The following is a 21989-nucleotide window of genomic DNA, read 5'->3' as shown; positions in this document are numbered from 1 at the left end:
CGGGTCGGGGCGGCCCGCGGAACCGCCTGCCCGTGTGACGCACACCAAGCGGGGTGGACCGCGCGATCCCTTCCCGGCACGGGCGCCGTCAAGCCCCGGCAGCGGCAACCCAGCCCCTGCGGCGACAGACCAGCGGAGACCCGCACATCAAGCCCCTGCGGCGACAGACCAGCAAAAGCCCGCACATCGAGCCTCGCCGGAGAGGCTGGACACGAAGCGGGCGGAGCCCGTACAGGTACAGGCTCCGCCCACCCACAACCACTCAGCCCGACATCAGCGCCGAGCCACACCCTCCGCACGGGCCGCCGCCGCCACCGCCGCGGTGACCGCCGGGGCGACCCGCTCGTCGAACGGCGACGGGATCACGTAGTCCGCCGCCAGCTCATCGCCGACCACGTCGGCCAACGCGTTGGCCGCGGCGATCTTCATGCCCTCGGTGATCCGGGAGGCCCGGACCTGGAGCGCGCCCGCGAAGATGCCCGGGAACGCCAGCACGTTGTTGATCTGGTTCGGGAAGTCCGACCGCCCGGTCGCCACGACCGCCGCGTACTTGTGCGCGACGTCCGGGTGGACCTCCGGGTTCGGGTTGGCCATCGCGAAGACGTACGCGCCGGGGGCCATCGAGGCCACCGCCGCCTCCGGGACCGTACCGCCGGAGACGCCGATGAAGACGTCCGCACCGGCGAGCGCCTGCTCCAGCGAACCGGAGAGGCCGGCCCGGTTGGTCAGCTCGGCCAGCTCGCGCTTGACCTCGGTGAGGTCCTCGCGGTCGCGGCTGACGATGCCCTTGCGGTCGGCCACCGCGATGTCGCCGATCCCCGCCTCCAGCAGGAACTTGGCGATGGCCACGCCCGCCGCGCCCGCGCCGGAGATGACACCGCGCAGATCGCCGAGCGTCCGCCCGGAGAGCTTCGCGGCGTTGCGCAGGGCGGCGAGGGTGACGACGGCCGTGCCGTGCTGGTCGTCGTGGAAGACCGGGATGTCCAGCCGCTCCTGGAGCTTGCGCTCGATCTCGAAGCACCGGGGCGCCGAGATGTCCTCCAGGTTCACCCCGCCGAACGAGGGGGCGAGCCGGACGACGGTCTCCACGATCTCGTCGGCGTCGGTGGTCGCGAGCGCGATCGGCACCGCGTCGACGCCGCCGAACTGCTTGAAGAGGATGGCCTTGCCCTCCATGACGGGGAGGGACGCCTCGGGCCCGATGTCGCCGAGACCGAGCACGGCGGTGCCGTCCGTCACGACGGCCACGACCTGGGACTTCCAGGTGTAGTCGTGGACGAGTTCGGGGTTGTCGGCGATGGCGCTGCACACTTTCGCCACACCGGGCGTGTACGCCAGGGAAAGGTCGTCCTTGTCCCGGATCGGGACGGTGGCCTGCACGGCCATCTTCCCGCCCCGGTGGAGGGCGAAGGCCGGATCGAAGGGCTCGTCGGCCCCGGTGTCCGCTGCGCTCGTGCGCTGGATGCCGCTGTCGATGGTGCTGTCGCTGCGAGGATTGACGATCTCCGCTGCCATGGTGTTGACCCCTTAAGTATTCATCGTTTGAGGGTGGCCACTCCTGGTTGAGGAGGGGTGGGCGGGCACCGCGTACGCGCCCCGCACCGAGCGGTTGGCCCGCTCCGGCAGGGAGGTGGTACATACGCGCGGGCGCGCCGCACACGCGCCCTGAGCCCCGGATGAGGGGTGTAAACGTCTTTTTTACCGGACGAACGATGTTACGGACGAGTCCATATCGACGCGGTGACGTGACTCATAGTCGAATATCTGGACAAGTCGGCAAACCGGTATAAATGCCGTCCACTAGTCGAGACGCACCGAAGATTCTCCGGCGGAGGGAATGAATCCCCACAGATGGTCCGGTTCTCGCGCACTGGCCGTTGATGTTCGGGGGTCGCCCGTTATCCGATTTTGACATGACTGGACCCCTGAATGGGTCAGTCAGAATGGCAGGATGCCGTCATCACACAAGGTGGCGACACTCGAAGGTGCGTGCCAAGCCGCCCACCAGCACCTCACCCTCACCTGCCGGAGGATCCCGACATGACCGCAAGCACCACGCGTCGTACGACCGCGAAGTCACGGATTGCGGCGATCGGCGCCATCGCGGTCGCCGGCTCCCTGCTGCTCACCGCCTGTGGCGACCAGACAGACAGCTCCTCCCAGGAGGGCGGCAGCGGCAAGGAGACCAAGAGCGGCGCTCCGCTCTTCTCGAAGCTGCCGGAGAAGTACCAGAAGTCCGGTGTGATCAAGGTCGGCACGAATGCCGAATACGCCCCGATGGAGTCCGTCGAGAACGGAAAGATCGTCGGTGTCGACCCCGACATCGCGGAGGCTCTCGGCAAGCAGCTCGGGGTGAAGTTCGAGTTCACCTCCGGTTCCTTCGACGGCCTGATCACCGCCCTGAACAGTGGGCGTCACGACATCGCGATGTCGTCGATCACGGACAACAAGCAGCGCCAGGAGGGCCTGGACGACTCCGGCAAGAAGCTGGGCGAGGGCGTCGACTTCGTCGACTACTTCCTCGCCGGCACCGCCGTGTACACGAAGAAGGGCAACCCGCAGAACATCAAGTCCATCGAGGACCTGTGCGGGAAGCCGGCGGCGGTGCAGCGCGGCACCACGTACGAGGAGGCCCTCAAGAAGCAGTCGAAGGCCTGTACGGACGGCGGCGAGAAGGCCATCAAGATCGAGTCGTTCGAGAACGACACGGAGGCGCAGACCCGCGTCAAGTCCGGCGGTTCGGTCGCCGGCGTCAACGACTACCCGGTCGCGGTCGACCTGGCCCGCAAGGCCGACGGCGGCAAGGCGTTCGAGGTCGTGGGCGAGCAGGTCGACGCCGGCCCGTTCGGCATCGCCGTCAAGAAGACCAACACCGGGCTGCGCGACGCCCTGAAGGAGGCCGTCGACGCGATCATCGCCGACGGCTCGTACCAGAAGGTGCTCGACAAGTGGGGCGCCGGTACGGGAGCGATCGACAAGGCCGCCGTCAACGGCGGCAAGTGACCGGACGCTCCACTGAAGGGCAGTCACCATGACTGACAAGTTCGACAAGACACCCGCCGGTTCACCGACCGGCCCGGTGTCCGTCTCCAAGGGCGCCACCCCGGCCCCGGAGAACATCAAGGCCATTCCGGTCCGCCATGTGGGCCGCTGGATCAGCGGCGTCGTGGTCATCGGCCTCCTCCTCGCCCTCGGGTACGCCTTCTCGCAGGGCAACATCCAGTGGCACGCCGTGGGCGACAAGCTGTTCGACAGCACGGTCGTCGCCGGTGCGGGCCGCACCCTGCTGATCAGCGTCCTCGCGATGGTGCTCGGCGTGATCCTCGGCGTCGTGCTGGCCGTGATGCGGCTGTCGAAGAACCCGGTCACCAGCTGGGTGGCCTGGCTGTACATCTGGTTCTTCCGGGGCACCCCGGTCTACGTACAGCTGCTGCTCTGGTTCAACCTGGCGCTGATCTTCCCGGTCCTGAACATCCCGTTCATCTACAAGGACGAGATGACGGACGTCATGACCCCGTTCATGTGCGCCCTGCTGGGGCTCGCGCTGAACGAGGCCGCCTACATGGCGGAGATCTGCCGCGCCGGCATCCAGTCGGTCGACGAGGGCCAGACCGAGGCCTCGCACGCGCTGGGCATGACCCAGGGCAAGACCATGCGCCGTGTGGTCCTCCCGCAGGCGCTGCGCGTGATCATCCCGCCGACCGGCAACGAGTTCATCAACATGCTGAAGACCTCCTCGCTGGTGTACGCGGTCACGTACAACGAACTGCTCCGCTCCACCTCGCAGATCGGCTCCACGTCGTACGCGGTGATGGAGATGCTGTTCGTCGCGTCCATCTGGTACATCGTGATGACCAGCGTGTTCAGCGTCGGCCAGTACTACCTGGAGCGCCGCTTCGCCCGCGGCTCGCTGCGCTCGCTGCCGCTCACGCCGCTGCAGCGCGTCAAGGTCAACCTCGCCGCGTTCAGCAACCGGCCCTCCGGAGGTGTCTCCGCATGACCACCCCCATGGTGAAGGCCGAGGGCGTCCACAAGTCCTTCGGCGCCGCCCACATCCTCAAGGGCATCGACCTGGAGGTCGCCCCGCGTGAGGTGTTCTGCCTGATCGGCCCGTCCGGCTCCGGCAAGTCGACCTTCCTGCGGTGCATCAACCACCTGGAGAAGATCAACGCCGGCCGGCTCTCGGTCGACGGCGAGCTGGTCGGCTACCGGCAGAAGGGCGACAAGCTCTACGAGCTGAAGGACAGTGAGGTCGCCCTCCAGCGGCGCGACATCGGCATGGTCTTCCAGCGCTTCAACCTGTTCCCGCACATGACGGCCATCGAGAACGTCATGGAGGCCCCGGTCCAGGTCAAGGGCGAGTCCAAGGCCGTGGCCCGGGCCCGCGCCGAGAAGCTGCTGGACCGGGTGGGCCTCTCCGACAAGGCGGGGAACTACCCCACCCAGCTGTCCGGCGGGCAGCAGCAGCGCGTGGCCATCGCCCGCGCGCTGGCGATGGAGCCGAAGCTGATGCTCTTCGACGAGCCGACCTCCGCGCTGGACCCGGAGCTGGTCGGCGACGTCCTGGACGTCATGCGCGGCCTGGCCGAGGACGGTATGACGATGATCGTCGTCACCCACGAGATGGGCTTCGCCCGCGAGGTGGGCGACGCGCTGGTCTTCATGGACGACGGCGTGGTGGTCGAGTCGGGCCACCCGCGTGACGTGCTGACCAACCCGCAGCACGACCGGACGAAGTCGTTCCTGTCCAAGGTGCTGTAGGCCTGTAGGGACGGGGCCCCGGCGCACACGGGAGGGCGGTACGGACCACCACGGTCCGCACCGCCCTCCCGCGCGTCCGGCACCCCCGCGCACGTCCCGGCCGTATGTTCGCCCCGCACGTCCGGCACCCCCGCGCACGTCCCGGCCGTATGTTCGCCCCGCACGTCCCGCGGCCGTCCCGGCCACCCGGCCGCGCCCGCCGCCGCACTCCCCCGCGTGCGCGCCCGCGCCCTCAGCCCTTGGGCAGCACCTCGGGGCCGGTGAGCAGCTCCTTCATCTGCTGCCGGGAGAGCGGCGGCTCCGACAGCAGCGGCCCCTGGGTGCCGGTGCCCTCGAAGCCGGTGCTGGAGCGCAGGAGGAACTGCGAACCGTCCTCCTGCCTGAGCCTGCCGACCAGTTCGGGCCCCCAGCCAACGCTGTCGTCACCCTCGACGTCCATCGTGTCGCGCCACGTCGTCAGCACCCGGCCGTCGGGGAGCACCTCCCGCACACAGTCGGTACGGGCCGGCTCCTGGCCCACCCGGACGCAGAGGTCCTCGTCCGGATCGGCCGGGCGGCCCGTCTTCTTCACCACCGCCTCCCGGTCCTCCAGGGCGAGCACCAGATAGCCGACGCCGCCGCCCTTGCGGAACGCGAAGTGCCCGTCCAGTGGCCCGAGATAGGTGGTCCGCGCCTGTTCGGGTGTGGCGTTCTTGATGAGCACGGCGAGGGAGACCTCCTCGATCTCCCCCACGTCCCCCGGCAACAGCGCGGCCAGCCGTTCGGCCCTGTCGGGTGCGGGGTCCGTCGGGGAGGCGGACGGTCCGGCCGACGCCACCGAGGCGTGCGCGGGGTCCTCGTCGCCGCCCGTCCGGGGCAGGGTGAACGCCCCGGCGGCGACCACCGCGAGGACGGCGGCCGAGGCGGCGGCCCGGCGGCGCCTGCGGATCCGGGCGGCCTTCGCGTACACGGCCGCGGCGGAGAACGCGGGCTTCCCCGCTCCCCCGGCGGCGCGGTCGAGCAGTTCACGGACGTCGTTCATACCAATTCCTCCGCCATCCCGGCGCGCAGCGCCGCCAGGCCCCGAGCCGTGTGGCTCTTGACCGTGTTCGTCCGCATCCCGAGCGCCTCGGCCGTGGCCTCCACACTCAGGTCCTCCCAGTAACGGAGCACCAGCACCGCCCGCTGTCTGGCCGTGAGCCGGGCGAGCGCCTCCCTGACGACCAGACCGGTGTCCGCGTCGGCCGTGTTCCCCGGGCGGTCGGGCAGTTCGCCGTACGCCCGCTCCCGCCGCCAGAACCGCCGACGGCTCGCGATGAACGTGTTGACCAGCGTCTTACGGGCGTACGCCTCGATGTTGTCGAGCCGTCCGTGGCGCCGGCCGCCGAGGACGACCTTGACCAGGGCGCTCTGGACGAGGTCCTCGGCCTCGTGCCGGTCGCCGCAGAGCAGATAGGCGCTGCGGAACAGCGCGGTGCGTCGGCCCTCCACGAAGTCGTGCAGCGCCGCGTCGTCATCGGCCCGCATACGGGCCCCTCCCCGGAACTGACAATGCCCTGCCCCCTTCTCTCCCCGCCGCCCGGCCCGCGAAGGCGGACCGGCTCACCCTTCCAGTGCGCCGGGGCCCGGCGGAGGTTGCGGGCAGCGACGGAGAAGACAGGAGAGGGGGCGGTACGGGCCCGAAGCCTGTACCGCCCCCTCTCCGCCGTGCGGCCGCCGTTCGCGGGCGGCTACTTCACGGCGAGGACCAGGGTGTCCGAAGGGGACGCCCAGACCGCGCGGGCCTCACCGAAGCCGGAGGCCAGCAGGGTGCGGGCGTGCCAGTCGGCGGAGGGCATGTCGCCGTCCGCGTGCTCGCCGTAGATCGCGAACCGCTCGGCGGTGGGCGCGGCCAGGACGGGATCCTTCGCGGCGACGGCCCACCACTCGGCCCAGTCCAGCGCCCCGGCGGCCTTGGCGCGGTCCATCGCGGCGTGCCGGTGGGCGCGTTCGGCGGCGTTGATGCGGGGGGTGGCCGTGTCGATCGTGCGGTCGGCGTTCATGAACACCCCGCCGTCCCGGACGAGGCCGCCGATCTGCCCGTAGAGCGTGGTGAGCGGGTCCCTGTGCAGCCAGTGCAGGGCGGTGGCGGTGAGGACGGCGTCGTACGAGGTGTGGGGCAGCCGGGCCGTCCAGTCGGGGTCCTTGAGATCGGCGGTGACGAAGGAGACCCGGTCGTCGCCGTCGAAGGTGCCACGGGCGATGGCCAGGAGCGCGGGGTCGAGATCGACTCCGGTGCTCGTGGCGTTCGGGAACCGCTTGAGGAGCCGGTCCGTAATACTTCCCGTACCGCACGCGAGGTCGAGCACCCGCGGTTCCGGTCCGACGACCGCCTCGACCATGTCCAGCATCACCCGGAACCGCTCCTCGCGGTCGGGCATGTACCACTCCTGCTGCCGGTCCCAGCTCTCCTGCCAGGACTGCCAGTCGGTGCCCGTAGCCGTCTCCGTCACGCCAACCTCCACGTAATGCCCGTTTACCTCAATCGACCATTACACTGGCCGACGCCCCGACTCTAGACCGACACCGTAAGGACTACAAGTGGAACTGGCCTATTACTCGGACTACGCCGTGCGCCTGGTCAACACCGAGGAGCCGGCCCGCAACAAGGACGCCCTCACCTCCGTCGAGGCGGTCCGGGAGCTGTTCGGAGCCAATCAGCAGGCGGCGCGGCGGACGGCGGACGCGGACGTGACCCGGTTCCGTTCCGTGCGGGCGCGGCTGCGCGCGGTCTTCGAGGCGGCGGACGGCGACGACGAGACGCTCGCGGTCGACCTGCTGAACTCGCTGCTGCTGGAGTTCCCGGTGAGCCCGCAGATCTCGGGGCACGACGTACGCGACCGGGACGGCAGGCCGGACTGGCACATGCACCTGGCCGACCACCCGTCGAACGCGACCGCCGGCTACGCGGCCATCGCGGCGATGGGCCTGGCCTTCCACCTCACCGAGCACGGCGTGGACCGCCTCGGCCTGTGCGAGGCGGCGCCGTGCCGCAACGCCTACCTGGACACCTCCACGAACCGCTCCAGGCGCTACTGCTCGGACCGCTGCGCGACCCGCGCCAACGTGGCCGCCTACCGGGCCCGCAAGCGCGAGGAGGCCGAGCGCACCGGCCGCAGCGCGGAGACCGCCCAGCCCAGCACCGCCGTCACCGACCGCTGACCCTTCGCCAGGGGCCGGTAGCGGGCCCGCACCCGGGCCAGCACCAGTTCCTCCGGCACGGTCCCGTAGTCGGTGCTGTCCCCGCCCGCGAAGGTGTTGTCGCCCCGCACCCACCAGCCGCCGGGCCGCCGCTCGGTGGCCCGTTTGACCACCAGCAGGTCCTGCTGGAAGGGGTGCCGCAGGATCACCACGTCACCGGGGCTCACGGGCGCCCCGTACTGCACGAGCAGCAGGTCGCCGTGGTAGAGCGTGGGCACCATCGAGGGGCCCGTCACCTCCACCACCCGCAACGGACGCCGCGTCACCCGCCCGCCTCCGGACACCTGTCGCCGCTCCGGCATCTCCGGCACCTCCCGGTTCCTCCTCCAGCACAACGTCGGCACATCTCCCGAGCGCCACTCCGTACGTTCGGCCGACGGCCCGATTCTCACACCGGACTTTTGACCTAAGCCCCTGGGGCAGCCACGGAAAGCGGCGCTCCACGGAGTAATGTCCCACCTGAGAAGACGATCACGAGGAGGACAGCTCCATGCTTTCCCGCCTGTTTGCCCCCAAGGTGAAGGTCAGCGCCCACTGCGACCTGCCCTGCGGCGTGTACGACCCGGCCCAGGCCCGCATCGAGGCCGAGTCGGTCAAGGCCGTCCAGGAGAAGTACCAGGCCAACGAGGACGCGGACTTCCGCACCCGCGCCGTCCTGATCAAGGAACAGCGCGCCGAGCTCGCGAAGCACCACGTCTCGGTGCTCTGGAGCGACTACTTCAAGCCCCCGCACTTCGAGAAGTTCCCGGAGCTGCACCAGCTGATCAACGACACCCTGAAGGCGCTCTCCGCGGCCAAGGGCTCGAACGACCCGAAGACGGGTCAGAAGGCTCTGGACCTGATCGCCGAGGTCGACCGGATCTTCTGGGAGACCAAGAAGGCTTGATCTACGGTTAGGCCGTCTGACCTGCGGTTTCGCTGGTCATGCCGCCTACCGGTCCGCACCCGGTCCGCAGGCCGCCGAGAACGGCGTCCATCACGGACCGGGTGCGGTCTTCTTCGCCCGGCCAGAGGTGCGCGTAGATCCGCAGCGTGATGACGGCGGACGCGTGGCCGAGGACCATCTGCACCTGCTTGACGCTCGCCCCGCCCGCAATGAGCGCGGAGGCGTAGAAGTGCCGCAGGTCGTGGGTCACCATGTGCGGCCGTTCGACGGGCTTGCGGCCCTCGTGCTCGGCCGCCGTGTTCTCCTCCGCCTGGAGCGCCTTACGGGCGCAGTTCCACTCGGTTTTCCACCGTCTGTAGTTGAGCGGCTCCCCCTCCTCCATCGTGAACAGCCACTCCGTGGAGGGGCGCGCCGCGAGGTGCCCGAGGAGCGCGTCGGTGACGACCTCCCCGACCGGAACCGTCCGCCGAGATTTCGCGGTCTTCGGCGGACCGCCCCTCCCCGACTGGAGCCGCTGTCGCTCCACACGGATGCTGCCGGCCTTGAAGTCGACGTCTGCCACCTTGAGGGCGAGCAACTCCCCTATCCGCAGACCTGATCCGGCGAGTGTGACGACGGCCGCCCGGATGTACGGCGGCATCGCTCGCGCCATGGACCCGACCTGGGCGACGGTGGGTGGGGTGACCTCCTCGTCCGGCACGACCGGAAGGGTGATCCGGCGGCAAGGACTGGAGGCGATGACCTTGTCGTCCACGGCCGCCGTCATGACGCGCACGAGGACGTCGTGAACGTTCCGGACGCTGCCGGGTCCGAGCTGATCGGACAGGTGCTTGAAGAACACCTGTATGTCGTTTCGGCGTATCACCGCCAGTGAGCGGGCACCCAACGCCGCTACTAGGTGGAGGCGCAGCGCGTTATCGCTGATGTGCTCACCCGCCTCGCTTGCGATGAGCGAGCCCTGCCACCTCTCGGCGTACTTCTCGAAGGTGATGCGGCCGGCGCGCGGGTCGACGTACTGACCGGTGACCACGCTGGTCGTGACCTCGTCGAGCCAGCGCTGGGCGTCGAGCTTCCGGTCGAAGTGGCGGGCGTGTTCCTTGCCGTCGAGGTCGCGGTATCGGGCACGCCATTTGCCGTTGGTGCGCTTCTGGATGTTCGCCAAGTGGCCTCTCTTTGATCTGAGTTGTCAGTAGTGCCCCCCGTCCTCAATGTCGCCGCTGAGGACGCGGGCGTCCCGCTCGTCACCCATGAGGCGGAGGCACTGCTGGTGGATCGCCTGCGAACTGTCGGGGTGTGCCTTGATGTGCCCGGCGACGGCGACCACGGCGCGGTGCAGGCGGTCGCGGGCGTCGCGGGTCTCGTAGAACGCCTCTACGGCTTCCTGGACGAGCCGTCGGCTGTGGATGTCGAGCCCTTCCAAGGGCGGTGACATCAGCTCTTCGAGGGGGAGCTCGAAGACGCGGGAGAAGGCGAGCGCCTCGTCGAGGTTGATCCGACGGCGGGGAGAGCCGTTCTCGATGCGCCACACGGCCGTCTGGTTCATCTTCACGCCGGCTCTGGTCACCCGCTCGGCCAGCTCGGTCGTGCTCCACCCTCTGACCTCGCGCTCCAGGGCCACGCGTCCGCCACGTTGCCCTCGCTGCAGAGCAGCGGCACCTCGCCCCCCGTCATGTCGCCGTCCATCAAACCTCCATCACGGCCATCGCTATGCGAACAGCAAGCCGCAGCAGCCGACGAAGCCTTCCGCCACCTCCAGGCCGGCTACCAGCAGGCCGCCACACCCGTCCTGGCGGAGCTTGCCCACCGAGCACCACGAGCCGCCATCGCCAGCCGATTCGAGCAGGACGTGCGCGCCGCCCTCCCCAACCACGCCAACCGGATACTCACCGAACCCACTTAGACCGCCTTGACCACAACCCTCGCCCAAGCCGAGACCGCCGGCCACAAGCCCCGGCGTCTCCTGATCGAGGTGGGCTCCCATCGAGAGCTCGACAGCGCCGAACGCCCCGCCGAGGTCCTCAACTGGCGCATCACCGTTAAACCGAACCGGCGGACGCAAGCGGCTGGCAGCCGAAGCATCACCAGCGGAACGACGTCCACGTCCGCCATGTCGCGCCCTTCGGCTATATCAGTGGTCAGGAGGCCCGAAGAACGCAGCCGACACCGCTGACGGCATGGACAGATGCTCTCGCCACGCCCTTTCAGGCGTAGTTCCACTCTTCGCTGGGCAGCGAGTGCCACAGGTCGAGCCAGTCATGGAGCAGGAAGAGCGGTCGGGTCAGGACGACGCCGCCGGCCCGCTGGGACCTGATCGCCAGGCCGAGGTCGTGAAAGACCGGATCGGCGGCGGGGCTGTACGTCAGGCTCCCGGGCCGCGTTGTGCGGTGGACGAGCCAGTCCTCCACGTGGAAAGGTGCGCAGCCGGTCAGCGGGGCTGCGTCCAGTCTCACCTGGGGGCCGGTGAGGGCGTTCACGGCGACACACCCGAGGCGCCCTTCCTCAAACAGGGCTCTGACCCCACTCTCCGCGAAATCAGCGTAGTTGAGCTGTTGGTCTTCGCCGTGTCTGGAATGGGACAAGACGGTCGGTTCTTCCCCGAGGGCGCTTGTGATCTCCTTCAGGGTCATCCCGAAACGCAGGGGACCGACTCCTACGTACGGCGTGAACGTCCACTCGGCGCGCTCCTCTTCCCTGGCGATCCGCCAGGCGCCGAGGTACCCCGCCTCGCTCCCCGGATTGGCGATGGGCGGCTCGGGTGCCGACTCGTAAGGAGCCGCCTGTGGGGGTGCGGTCCGGTCCTCACTCCGGCGGCCGAGTTGTTCCGGAGCTGCAGTGTCCTCGGGTTGCTCTTCCAGCCAGTGGATCGCCTGCTCCTGGCCCTCCCCGAACGGGTCGTCCGCCAGAGCATGTGCCCTGTTCAGGGCCGCGCGTTGTTCCCTCTCTGCGGCGACGAGACTGGTGACGTCCTCGCCCCAGGCCGCCAGGCGCTCCCGGGCGATCCACCGGTAGTACGAGTCTGCGCTCACAGCGAGGACCGTACGGACGGCGGGTGCGTATCGGGGGACGGCCGGGGCGAGGGCGGGATCGGCCAGGAGCAGGGCGGTGGCCGCGAGCGCGGCCTCCCTCACCAGTGGATCATCGGCGTCGCAGAATTCCGCGATGCGGGCGTGAAGCACCGGCCGTGCCGCACGGGCAGCAGTCAGATCCTGCGCTGCCCCTGTACCGTCCTTGACGTCCAGGCGGGTGATGTCGGCAAACGAAGTTAGCCAGTTCAGCAATTCGGCGCGGAGCGGCCGTCGGCCGGCCCTGCGCGCCCATCGGTCCTCGGCGAGTGTGCGCGGATCGTCGAGAAGACTAGTGAGGACCAGGGCCGCCGGGGCGGTTGCCGGAAACACCCGCGCCTCGTTGAGGAGCAGTTGGTACAAATCCCCCACCGCTCGCACCCGGTGGGCCGGGTCGTCAGCGAGCACAGCGCCGAGGATGTCCGGTGTATCGGGCACACCGTGCAGGCCCGTGCAGACGTGTGGTAAGTCCTCCCAGGCTGTTCCGGCGAGCTCCGCCCGTGCTCTCAGTGGCAGGGAACTGACGGGCGTGTTGGAAAGGTCTGGGGTTGTTTCGTTGATCACAGCCGCAGTGTTCCAGCCGACTCCGACATTGGCGTTGCCGATACCTGCCACGAAGCGCAGGCGGCTCACGCACGAGCAACACACCCTGATGCCCTCGCTGCTCGTGGGGGCGAGGGCATCAGTCGTCAGACGGTGCGGGCTGTGGGCAACTGCGAGACCCACTTCGTCACCTCGGTCAGATGCTCGGGCTGCAGCCCGAGATGTGGGTCGGGCTGCACGAGGAGGGTCGGCGCTCCTCTGGCGGTGCGCTCCGCCGCCCAGGCGTGGTCGAGGCCGGTGAAGTCGTCGTCGATCCATACAGCGGAAGCTCTGCTGAGCCAGACGTCGACGTGGTCGCGTTTCCAGAGGTAGCCGTCGGGGTGGCTGGTGGTGATCTGGAGGCGAGGCAGGTCGAGGTAAGGGAAGTCGGGCAGCCCCAGGAGAGGGCCGATGATCGTGGTGGCGTCCTTGCGCCAGCTCGTACACCACACAGGGGTAACGAGTCCGCTGGTCACGAGGTCGGTGAGAATGCTGCCCTGGCTCGGTTCGAGCCAGATGGGCACTGGATCGTCGAGGTGCTGGCCGGTGGGCAGGACAGTGCGGCGGACGTGGGTGGGCGGGATGCTGCCGTCGGCGGCCGGGAACGGTATGAGGACGCCGTCGATGTCCAGGAGCAGGTAGGGCAGGGTCATCGGTGCCTCCGGCGGTCAGCGTTTGCGGGCGGTGATCAGGAGGGTGGTGGCCCACGGGTCACGGCGCGGGTGCTGCAGCTCCAACACCGAGGTGATGCGCAGGCCCGTCCGGGAGAGATGGGTTCCCCAGCGGCGGGCATCGAACTCCCATCGAGCGAGGGGCAATCGGGTTCGGTCGGGCATGGTGACGTAGTCCTCGCGCGGACGGTCGTCCGTGGATGGATGTCTTCCGGCCCGTGCCGGGTGAGGGACGGAGAAGGCCAGGACACCGCCAGGCTTCAGGCGTCGGGAAACGGAGGCGAGGAGGAGCTCGGGGGCGACGAGGCCGACGGCGCCGAAGACGGAGTAGATCGCGTCGAAGGTCCGGCCGGTGGCCTGCAGGTGGTGCAGTGCGTGGCCGGCGGCGAACGTGGCGCCGCCGATGTGGCCGTAGTGGGAGCGGGCCCGGCGTACCTGGAGGCCGACCAGGTCCACGCCGGTGACGCGGGCCTGGTGGTGCTTCGCGAGGTGGGCCACGTTGTGGCCGGGGCCGCAGCCCAGCTCCAAGACGCGCTTGCCGCACAGGTCCCGTCCCAGGACCTCGGCGCCGGGACCGATGCCCGCGTGGGTGCTCCACTCCATCCGGGCAGGTGCGCTGAGAGCATGCGCGGGAGCAGTGGCTGTGCGCTGGGCTGCGTGGGCGTACCAGGGGGAGACCTGGGCGAGCACCTAGACCTCCAGGAGTTGGACCACGTCGTTCAGGTGGCGGCGGACGACGGGGATGTACGCGGGGTCCTTGGCCGGGTCGTCGATCCAGCGGATGGCCTGCTCCATGAACCACTCCACGGCCCAAATGCGGTGCCAGCCCAGGGCCCACGCCTCGGCGGCCAGGCCGCCCCGGGCGGCGAGGGCGTCTTCATGACCGCCTGCGGTGACGTATTGCTCCAGGAGCACCCGCATTCGGAAGGGGCTTGGTACGTCGGTGGTGCCGTGGTACGAGGCGAGGTCGATAAGGCCGGGTCCGGTGAAGGCGCGTGCGAAGTCGAGGAGGTGCCAGCCGTTCTCCCCGATGTGGACGCTCGTGGGGTGGAACTCGGAGTGGACCCAGCCGAACGGGTCGAGCGTCGCCCCCTGGACGCGGGTCTCGGCCGCGGCGGAGATCTTCCCCAGCGCGGTCTCGATGTCGTCGCAGTCCGTCCATCGGTCGGTCTTCCGCAGCCGCTGGAGGTGATCGAGGGCTCGGCCGGGCAGGGCTGCGAGGCCCGCCCCGTCGAGGAGGGGCAGACCGCCCGCCGGGCGGGCGGCATGGAGCATCACGGCGGCGGCGACACCGTCGAGGTCGTCGGCGTCCCGTACGGGGTTGCCGAGGTCGTCCATGAGCATCCCGAGCCACTTGTCCTGCATGGCGGTGGCGTGGAGCGCGGGGACCGGGAGCCCGCGCTGGTATGCCGCCCGCAGGGCCTGGGCCTCGCGGTCGAAGGGCTCCTTGGCGTACTTGAAAACGGCCGTGGTGCCGTCGGGGAAGGTGACGCGTTCGACGCCGGACATGCCCCAGACGCGAATCTCGGTACGTTCGGGGAGGGGCTTGCCGACGAGGGCGCACAGGTCGTCCAGCAGGGTGGCGGACAGGCTCTGGTCCATGGCGGTCTCCAGGGGACTGGTGGGCTCCGGGGCGGGCGCGCGCGAGCTGGCCCGCCCCGGAGCCGTACTGAGGGCGGGGTTACTCGGCTGCGGTCACGCGGTGGGCGTAGACCTGCTCGATCCAGCCCGCCTTGAACTCGGCGAGGTCGTCGCGGAAGTTGGCCATCGAGGCACCGTAGGGTGCGACCACGCCGCCGGACTGGTCCGGCACGGACTGGCAGCCGTGCACGAGCCGGCCGCCGAGCGCGGCGTGGGCCTTGATCGACTCGATCCGGCGGTGCTCGTTGAACCAGCCGCCGTGGTAGACCTCGTCGAGCATTCCGCCCGTCTCGTCGTCCAGGTCGAAGACGACGGCCGTGGCGGCGGGGAAGAACCAGCACGGGCCGACGTTGGAGATGTGCCCGTCCAGCTCGACTTTGTTGAGTGCCATCAGCGTGGCTGCCTCGCGCAGAATGCGCAGGTGGTCGGCGGTGACCTGCGGGAGGCCGAGGCCGGCCAGGTGTTCCTCGCGGAAGAGATACGAGTACACCCCGTACGCCGTCGCCAGCACGCGGGCCGCGTCGGAGGTGGACTCGCCGTGGTTCTTAATGAAGTCGAGCGCGAGCTGCTCGACCGCGCTCTCGGTGGTCTCGTCCACGTCCAGGAGCTGAGTCTTGACCAGCTCCCAGTCGGCGACGTGCCACGTGTTCGACTCGAAGCGGAAGAAGTACTCGGCCGGGTCGATGGTGATGCGCCGACCGTCCACGTGGATGCCGGGCAGGCGGTTCCAGCGCGGGTCGAAGGCGTCGGGCAGCTCGACCGTGATGGTCGCGGTGTCGATGGTGGTCACCGTGTCTCCGTCTCTGATCGTCCGGGCCGAGGCATAGGAATGCCCGAACCCGTTAGGGCGTACGGAACTTGGGAGCCGCCCGGCTCGCGATGCCGTGAGTGGGGCGGCTGTCGATAAGTGAACTGCCCGCTACGCAGAGTGGGTACGGTGTGACCGAGGTCAAGCGGTATACACGGTTTACGGATCCGGAGCGGAGGCGATCGTGCCGACACCGACCAGCGCCAACTCCCGCCTGCGCGACACGGTCAACGCCGCCGGGTGCACGTACGAGGCACTCGCCAAGGATGTACGCCGCATCGCCGCCGAGAATGGCGAACTACTCCAGACCAACAAGTCGGCCATCTCCCACTGGGTGGGCGGTGCCCGCACGCCATCCGGCCAAGCAGGGCAGTACCTCGCCGAAGCCCTCTCCCGGCGCCTGGGCCGCGTCGTCACCCGAACCGAGCTCGGCCTCCACTCACCCGACACGGAGCCGCCACCGGACGCCGACCCCGTCACCGCGGTCACCGACCTCGGTCGCGCGGACGTCGAGCGCCGCCGCTTCCTCGCCATCGCCGCCTTCACCACGGCCGGCGTTGCCATGCCGCTCCTGCACGACCACGAAGCCACCTCGCGGATGCTCCGCGCCCGCACCGCCCGCTCCCTCGTCGGCAGCGACGACATCGATGTCGTACGACAGATCACGGCAGCCTTCAGCGCCGCCGACGAACGGCTCGGTGGCGGGCACGGCCTGACCACGGTCACCGCGTACCTCGCCGACACGGCAGCCCCCATGCTGCGCGGCCGCTTCCCCACAGAAGCCTTACGCCAGGCCGCCTTCGGCGCCGTCGCCGAACTCGCCTACCTCGCCGGGTGGAAGCACCACGACCTTGGACACGAAGGCGCTGCCCAGCGCTACTACCAGGTCGGCTACCAGCTCGCCTGCGAAGCAGACCCTCACGGCCATGCCGCATGGATGATGCGCGCCCTCGCCCACCAGTCCCTCAGCCTCAAGCAACCCCACCACTGCGTGGACCTCGTCAAAGGCGCCCTCTCCCGCGGCCTCGGCCACGTGGACGGCCAGACGGAAGCGCTCCTCCACATCACGCACGCTCGCGCATACGCAGCGGTCGGTGAGAACCCATTGGCTGCTCGTGCTCTCCTCGCCGCCGAAGACGCGCTCCTGCGCGAGGACGGTCCCCAGCCCAGCTTCTCCCGCGTCAGTGGCCCTGCCGCTGGCACCGTGGCCAGCCACACCGCCCGCACGCTGACCGACCTCGCCGACCACATCGGTACGGAACAGCAGCACCGCGACGCGCTCACCCGATGGGACCCGGAGAAGTACAAGCGAGTCCACGCCCTCACCCATGCAGACCTCGGCGACAGCCTCGCCGCCCAGGCCCGCGCCGACGAAGCCGTGGCCGCCTGGACCCAGGCCCTGGTCCTCATGGAGGGCATGACCTCCGACCGCACCCGCAAGGCGATCACCTCGATCCGCTCCACGCTCGCGATCTACCAGCGCCGCCGCGTCCCCGGAGCCGCAGATCTCGCCCGCCGCGCCCGCGAGGCCCTCGCCTAACATGCCCAACAACCCGCCTGACGAAGGGAACCCCGTGGCCCAGCAAACTGACGACCAGCCGAAGGCCCTCAAGCCTGCACTCGAATCCATGACCCTGCTGGTCGCCGCAGTCATCGTCCACGACAAGGCCACCAACCGCGTCGTCCTCCTCCAGCGCAGCGAGAACGCCAAGTTCGCCCAGGGGATGTGGGACCTGCCCGTCGGAAAGAGCGAACCGGGCGAGCCCATCACCGAGACCGCAGTCCGCGAGCTCTACGAGGAGACCGGCCTCACGGTCAAGCCCGAGTCCCTCAAGGTTGCCCACATCATCCACGGCGCCTGGGGCGTCGAAGCCCCCAACGGCTTCCTCACCGTCGTCTTCGCCGCCCACGAATGGACCGGCGAACCCGAAAACCGCGAACCTCACAAGCACTCCCAGGTCCGCTGGGTCGACGCCGACGCTATCCCTGCCGCCTTCGTGGGAACAACCTCCAGCGCCCTACACCATTACCTCGCAGATGGCCCGGAAGTGTCTCTCGACGGTTGGGGATAGGAAGCACCCGGGTGGAGCTACAGTCAGCCGAAACGGCGGATCCACGGTTTGGGCACCTGCTCCTCGCAGCCGATTTAGGTTCATTCACGGACCAACTAGCGGGCAGCCCAACCTGATCAACAAGTATCACCAAAAGGACCTTGGATGAGCACGAGCGCCAGCCTCAAGAACGTTATAGCCACCAAGCTGCTCGAAAGCGACCTCATGGTCGCTCGTCGCTTCCTCGGGAGCATACTTGCAGACCAGGAAAACTCGGTCATTCCGACATTTTGCATGAATAACTACCTCTCGCTCTTCATCTACGAGTCGCATAGGACCCTAAAGGTCATCGACCCGCAGCGAGCGGCGCTCTTGGCTTACAGCAACGAAGCCGTGATTGAGAAAGCGCGACATAGCGTCAAGCTGTTCGATGGATCCAAGGTTGGCCACGCTGGCGTCCTCGGTGACTTCACAGCGATCATCTCCGCCGGTCGAGAGAGGTTCCTCAACAACACCTGGTTTCCACCGGCCAGAGTGTTGGAAACCGACCTTGGCGAGTGGCGGTACCAAGGTCGGCTAGTAACGACAACTCAGGTGGCCAGTTTCTTCATGGGCATCCCCACTATTGCGACGTCCGACATCCCTGCCATCGGCCGCACTCTCATGACCGTGGCCGAGTCCCAAGCGCGCTATGTGGACCAGGCAACCGAGTCTCTGCCGTGGCACGGACCGTCGTTCATGACCACCATGAAATTCGGAGAGCTCAAGAGCAGGGACCGGCGGTCTGAGCGATACTTCAAGCGCCTCTACGATCCGGCCCTATCAGATGAGCTAACGGCTTCACTATCCGCATTTCGATGCTCGCTTAACTTTCTCGACGTAATGCTGTCGGCTGACCAGACAGCCGCTTCGGCCGAAACCATGCTCAAACTCAGGTTCATCACGCTTTACCACGTACTCTCAAGTCTCACTGAACTTAAGGCCGAGTACGGCAGCAAACTGAACAGCACGTCCCTGGGCCTCTTGAACGCCATTTTGAGTCATAAGTCGAGCGCCACTATCATGCACTCAGAGGGGCGAGGTTTCCGTAACACGCTCGTTCACTACACCCCCGAAGAACGGGTTGCACCCCGACTGTCTTTGAGCTTGCCGTATTACGGGCTGATCGAGGAATATTACCCGGAGCACGACTTCGCCACGCTGGGCCAAGAGATCTGCGAGCACACGACGCGTTTGGCAATGCTTCTCGATGAGTGGGAGTGAAATTAAGCGTACCGCGAAGATATGCGCCTGCTCAGGAGACGGAGCTCCATGCCTACCTTCTGGAACCGGCGACTGCGGCTTTGCCGGATCACATCCATCGCTCCCGGTGTCGTCTCTACGCTGCGTCATGCTATTGATCGCTGAGACGCAAGCGGGGGCTCTCGGCCCAGTCCGCACACAGTCCGCAGGACACCCGATCAGGACCGTCGCGCCCCAACGCCAGCCATCACCAAAAGGCCAGGTCAGCGCCCCACAGGGAAGATCCCCGCAGGTCACCGACCCGGCCCGTTACTTGGAGACCAAGAAGGCCTGATCTCCGGATCAACACTTCGGCGGCCCCGGCCCGCGCGTCATCACGCGTGGACCGGGGCCGTTCCCGTACCCGCTGGTCCCGCGCCCGGCGATGCGTTAACCTCCATGCGAGACGAACCGTCTCGTCTTATTCGCCGACTCACCAGGACAGCGAGGTCCACCATGGAACGCTTCGTCGAAGTCGCCCCCGGCGTAAGCCTGTGGGCCCAGCAGCACGGCGCTCCCGACGCCCCCGCCCTGCTGCTGGTCATGGGCGCTCAGGCGTCCGGGCTCGGCTGGCCCGACGAGCTGGTGGAGTTGCTCGCCGCCCGGCATCGCGTGATCCGTTACGACCACCGGGACACCGGCCGGTCCACCTGGGCCTTCGACGAGCGGCCCTACCCGCTCACCGCGCTGGCCGAGGACGCCGTGGCCGTGCTGGACGCGTTCGGCGTGGAGCGCGCGCACGTCGTGGGGATGTCTCTGGGCGGCATGCTCAGCCAGTTGCTGATCGCCGACCACCCCGATCGGCTGCTGAGCGCCACGGTGTTCGGGACGCGAGCGCTCAGCTCCGCTCCCTACACCGCCCCGGACGGCGCCCGCATCCCGCCCGAGCAGCTTCCCGGCGTCGCGCCCGCCCTGCTGGAGCTGTGGTCCCGGCCCGTGGAGGACCGTGGGCCCGAGGCCGAGTTGGAACGGCGCGTGGAGCACTGGCGGGCGCTCGGCGGCGGCGTGATCCCCTTCGACGCCGACCGCACCCGGGCCCTGGAGCGCCGGATCGTCGAGCACACCGGGCATCACCGCGCCGGTTCCGCGCACGCCCGCGCCGACTACTCCGGGATGGACCGCACCGACCAGCTCGCCCGGACCCGCGTGCCCACCCTGGTCGTCTCCGCCCTCGCCGAACCTGTTTTCCCGCCCCCGCACGCCGAACACCTCGCCCAGGCGATCCGCGGCGCGCGGCTCGTCGAGATCCCCGGCATGGGCCACGCCCTCCCCCGCGAGGTGCACACCCCGCTCGCCGCCGCGATCCTGGAGCACACCGGCCGCGGCTGACGCCGGGACGCACCGGGCACGGCCGACGCCGTGCCACACCGGCCGGCGCCGGCCCGCCCCTGCCGCGTCCCCCGCGTCATACCTGAGAGCCACCCCGCAGGTGCCCCCTCCAGCGGGACGCCGATTACCGGCCTCCGTCCATAACTTCTGTACCGGAAGCACGCGATGCCCTGGTACGGAAGGACCTCACCTCATGCCCGACCGCCCGCGCAGACCCCGCCGGTTCCGCGCCCTGCTCGCCGCCCTCGTCACCTTCGCGGTGGCGGTGCCGGTGTCCGGAGCGGCACGGCCCACCGCCGTGCCCGCCCCCGCGCCGACCGCTCACGGGCCGCTGTGGGACGCGGGGCCGGCGGCGCTCGCCCGGCGGTACGCGGTGAGCCGGCAGGACATCCGGGCGGCCGAGCGGACGGCGGCGGCCCACGGGGACCTCCGGCGGGCTGCCTCGCTGCGGGGGATGGCCGGGCCCGGGCGGCAGTTCCTCGCCTTCGACGGGCGGGACGGCGGCCGGAGCTCCGAGGTCGTCGGGGACCTGTCCGCCGCCCGCCGGATCGCGGTGCTGGTGCCCGGGGCAGGTGTCGGGCTGGACGCGTACGGGCGGCTGCGGCGTGATGCCCGGTCGCTGCACCGGGAGTTGGGGGAGGGCGCGGCCGTCGTCGTCTGGCTCGGCTACCGCTCGCCCGCCACCGTCAGCCCGGCCGCGCTGACCACCGGTCGCGCCGACGAGGCCGCGCCGGGGCTGCGCGCACTGGTGGACGGGCTGCGCGTGATGCTCCCCGGCGCCCGGATCAGCCTGCTCTGCCACTCCTACGGTTCGGTGATCTGCGCCCGGTCGGCGCCGGGGACGGCGGCCGACGCCCTCGTCCTCTACGGCAGTCCCGGGGTCGGGGCCCCGGACGCCGCCGCGCTGCGCACCGGGGCCCGGGTGTGGGCGGGCCGGAGCGGCGGGGACTGGATCGCCCGGGTGCCCCATGTCCGGCTGCGGGTGCCGTTCGTCGCGACGGTCGGCTTCGGGACCGATCCGGTGGCGGACCGGTTCGGGGCCGAGGTGTTCGACGCGGGCGACGGCGGCCACAGCGACTATCTGCTGGCCGGTTCGCGCTCCTTGACGAACCTGGCCCGGATCACGGCGGGCGCCGAACCGCTGGGGGCTTCCCGTGACTAGTCTCGTCGCACGGATCGAGGCCGCCACCCCGCCGGGCCGGGACCGGGCCATCGACGCCCTGCGGGCCCTGGCGATCCTCGGCGTGGTGGGCGGGCACTGGCTGGTGACCGCGCTAATCACCGACAGCGGCACGGTGCGCGGGGCGAGCCCGCTGACGTATCTGCCGCAACTCATGCCGGTCTCCTGGGTGTTCCAGACCCTCGCGGTGTTCTTCCTGGTGGGCGGGCAGGTGGCGGCGGGGAGTTGGGCGTCGGCCCGGCAGCGCGGCGTGCCGTACGGGCGGTGGGTGCGCGGCCGGCTGGGGCGCCTGTTCCGGCCGGTGGCGGCGGTGCTCGTGGTGTGGGCGCTCGCGGCGGCCGCGATGCTGGTGGCCGGGGTGGGCGAGTCGACGGTCCGGGCGCTGGTCAAGCTGGTCTGGTCCCCGCTGTGGTTCCTGCTGGTCTTCGCCGCGCTGACGGCGCTGACTCCGCTGGTGGCGCGGCTGCACCCGCTGTGGCCGCTCGTGGTGGTGCTGCACCTGTCTCTTATACACAACT

General features: G+C 69.4%; 22 protein-coding genes and 2 pseudogenes. 12 read left to right on the top strand and 12 right to left on the bottom strand.

Features of this window, described 5'->3' with window-relative positions; genetic code table 11:
* Nucleotides 1-273: 273 nt before the first annotated feature.
* Nucleotides 274-1515: an NADP-dependent malic enzyme gene (locus HET64_RS16425; protein ID WP_215106242.1), complete on the bottom strand. Its 1242-nt coding sequence runs from the start codon at nt 1513-1515 to the stop codon at nt 274-276.
* 525 nt (nt 1516-2040) lie between these two features.
* On the opposite strand from HET64_RS16425, the gene HET64_RS16420 reads away from it, so the two are divergent.
* Genes HET64_RS16420 through HET64_RS16410 form a run of 3 tightly spaced genes read left to right on the top strand, consistent with a single transcriptional unit; the run spans nt 2041 to nt 4761 of the window.
* The gene (locus HET64_RS16420) at nt 2041-3003 is read left to right on the top strand and encodes an ABC transporter substrate-binding protein (protein WP_215106240.1); all 963 of its coding nucleotides are present in this window, start codon (nt 2041-2043) and stop codon (nt 3001-3003) included.
* Between the two features lie 28 nt (nt 3004-3031).
* Nucleotides 3032-4000 (top strand): amino acid ABC transporter permease, encoded by a 969-nt coding sequence (locus HET64_RS16415; protein ID WP_215106238.1) that lies wholly within the window; start codon nt 3032-3034, stop codon nt 3998-4000.
* Nucleotides 3997-4761: an amino acid ABC transporter ATP-binding protein gene (locus tag HET64_RS16410; protein WP_073739993.1), complete on the top strand. Its 765-nt coding sequence runs from the start codon at nt 3997-3999 to the stop codon at nt 4759-4761. Before HET64_RS16415 ends, HET64_RS16410 begins: the two co-directional genes overlap by 4 nt.
* Before the next feature lie 232 nt (nt 4762-4993).
* Here the strand turns inward: HET64_RS16410 and HET64_RS16405 are convergent, their stop codons facing one another.
* From HET64_RS16405 to HET64_RS16395, 3 genes are all read right to left on the bottom strand, one after another.
* Entirely contained in the window at nt 4994-5782 is a 789-nt protein-coding gene (locus tag HET64_RS16405) for a hypothetical protein (RefSeq protein WP_215106236.1), read from the bottom strand.
* Entirely contained in the window at nt 5779-6267 is a 489-nt protein-coding gene (locus tag HET64_RS16400) for a SigE family RNA polymerase sigma factor (RefSeq protein WP_215106234.1), read from the bottom strand. Before HET64_RS16400 ends, HET64_RS16405 begins: the two co-directional genes overlap by 4 nt.
* Before the next feature lie 203 nt (nt 6268-6470).
* Complete coding sequence (locus tag HET64_RS16395) at nt 6471-7232, bottom strand: trans-aconitate 2-methyltransferase (RefSeq protein ID WP_215106232.1); 762 nt, start codon at nt 7230-7232, stop codon at nt 6471-6473.
* An 88-nt stretch (nt 7233-7320) separates the two neighbouring features.
* On the opposite strand from HET64_RS16395, the gene HET64_RS16390 reads away from it, so the two are divergent.
* Nucleotides 7321-7941 (top strand): ABATE domain-containing protein, encoded by a 621-nt coding sequence (locus HET64_RS16390; RefSeq protein WP_215106230.1) that lies wholly within the window; start codon nt 7321-7323, stop codon nt 7939-7941.
* Here HET64_RS16390 and sodX read toward each other — a convergent pair.
* Nucleotides 7854-8282 (bottom strand): nickel-type superoxide dismutase maturation protease, encoded by a 429-nt coding sequence (sodX, locus tag HET64_RS16385; RefSeq protein WP_003966341.1) that lies wholly within the window; start codon nt 8280-8282, stop codon nt 7854-7856. The two genes, HET64_RS16390 and sodX, sit on opposite strands and share 88 nt — an antisense overlap.
* A gap of 188 nt (nt 8283-8470) precedes the next feature.
* On the opposite strand from sodX, the gene sodN reads away from it, so the two are divergent.
* Nucleotides 8471-8866: a superoxide dismutase, Ni gene (gene sodN, locus HET64_RS16380; protein ID WP_096626899.1), complete on the top strand. Its 396-nt coding sequence runs from the start codon at nt 8471-8473 to the stop codon at nt 8864-8866.
* Between the two features lie 7 nt (nt 8867-8873).
* On the opposite strand, the gene HET64_RS16375 is transcribed toward sodN, so the two are convergent.
* Together HET64_RS16375 and HET64_RS16370 are read right to left on the bottom strand one after the other, a co-directional pair.
* On the bottom strand, nt 8874-10028 hold the full coding sequence (locus HET64_RS16375) for a site-specific integrase (protein WP_215106227.1): 1155 nt from the start codon (nt 10026-10028) through the stop codon (nt 8874-8876).
* Between the two features lie 24 nt (nt 10029-10052).
* Nucleotides 10053-10549 (bottom strand): annotated as a pseudogene (locus tag HET64_RS16370) (helix-turn-helix transcriptional regulator).
* Nucleotides 10550-10577: 28 nt separating this feature from the next.
* On the opposite strand from HET64_RS16370, the pseudogene HET64_RS39080 reads away from it, so the two are divergent.
* Nucleotides 10578-11036, top strand: a pseudogene (locus HET64_RS39080) (mobilization protein); the annotation flags it as partial.
* A gap of 31 nt (nt 11037-11067) precedes the next feature.
* On the opposite strand, the gene HET64_RS16365 reads toward HET64_RS39080, so the two are convergent.
* From HET64_RS16365 to HET64_RS16345, 5 genes are all read right to left on the bottom strand, one after another.
* A complete protein-coding gene (locus tag HET64_RS16365) occupies nt 11068-12561 on the bottom strand; it encodes a hypothetical protein (protein WP_308370106.1) in 1494 nt (497 codons plus the stop codon).
* A 56-nt stretch (nt 12562-12617) separates the two neighbouring features.
* Nucleotides 12618-13163 carry an HAD domain-containing protein gene (locus tag HET64_RS16360; protein WP_215106225.1) on the bottom strand — a complete coding sequence of 182 codons (546 nt, stop codon included), beginning with the start codon at nt 13161-13163 and terminating at the stop codon, nt 12618-12620.
* A 15-nt stretch (nt 13164-13178) separates the two neighbouring features.
* On the bottom strand, nt 13179-13871 hold the full coding sequence (locus HET64_RS16355; RefSeq protein WP_215106223.1) for a class I SAM-dependent methyltransferase: 693 nt from the start codon (nt 13869-13871) through the stop codon (nt 13179-13181).
* Nucleotides 13872-14783, bottom strand: coding sequence for a phosphotransferase (locus tag HET64_RS16350; RefSeq protein ID WP_215106221.1), 912 nt, complete (start codon nt 14781-14783; stop codon nt 13872-13874).
* 79 nt (nt 14784-14862) lie between these two features.
* Nucleotides 14863-15612 carry a hypothetical protein gene (locus HET64_RS16345; protein ID WP_215106219.1) on the bottom strand — a complete coding sequence of 250 codons (750 nt, stop codon included), beginning with the start codon at nt 15610-15612 and terminating at the stop codon, nt 14863-14865.
* 202 nt (nt 15613-15814) lie between these two features.
* Here HET64_RS16345 and HET64_RS16340 point away from each other — a divergent pair, with 202 nt between their 5' ends.
* From HET64_RS16340 to HET64_RS16315, 6 genes are all read left to right on the top strand, one after another.
* On the top strand, nt 15815-17170 hold the full coding sequence (locus HET64_RS16340; RefSeq protein ID WP_215106217.1) for a tetratricopeptide repeat protein: 1356 nt from the start codon (nt 15815-15817) through the stop codon (nt 17168-17170).
* Between the two features lies 1 nt (nt 17171).
* A complete protein-coding gene (locus HET64_RS16335; protein ID WP_215106215.1) occupies nt 17172-17702 on the top strand; it encodes an NUDIX domain-containing protein in 531 nt (176 codons plus the stop codon).
* A 144-nt stretch (nt 17703-17846) separates the two neighbouring features.
* Nucleotides 17847-18944, top strand: coding sequence for a hypothetical protein (locus HET64_RS16330; protein WP_215106213.1), 1098 nt, complete (start codon nt 17847-17849; stop codon nt 18942-18944).
* Between the two features lie 474 nt (nt 18945-19418).
* Nucleotides 19419-20291: an alpha/beta fold hydrolase gene (locus tag HET64_RS16325; protein ID WP_215106211.1), complete on the top strand. Its 873-nt coding sequence runs from the start codon at nt 19419-19421 to the stop codon at nt 20289-20291.
* Between the two features lie 193 nt (nt 20292-20484).
* Entirely contained in the window at nt 20485-21453 is a 969-nt protein-coding gene (locus HET64_RS16320; RefSeq protein WP_215106209.1) for an alpha/beta hydrolase, read from the top strand.
* Nucleotides 21446-21989: acyltransferase family protein (locus HET64_RS16315; protein WP_215106207.1), on the top strand; the 544-nt coding region annotated here is incomplete at its 3' end. The genes HET64_RS16320 and HET64_RS16315, both read left to right, overlap by 8 nt.

It is taken from the genome of Streptomyces sp. McG3, assembly GCF_018619185.1.
GTDB lineage: Bacteria > Actinomycetota > Actinomycetes > Streptomycetales > Streptomycetaceae > Streptomyces.
The sequence above is the reverse complement of the archived record's forward strand: the minus strand, read 5'-3'. Positions and strand labels throughout refer to the sequence as shown.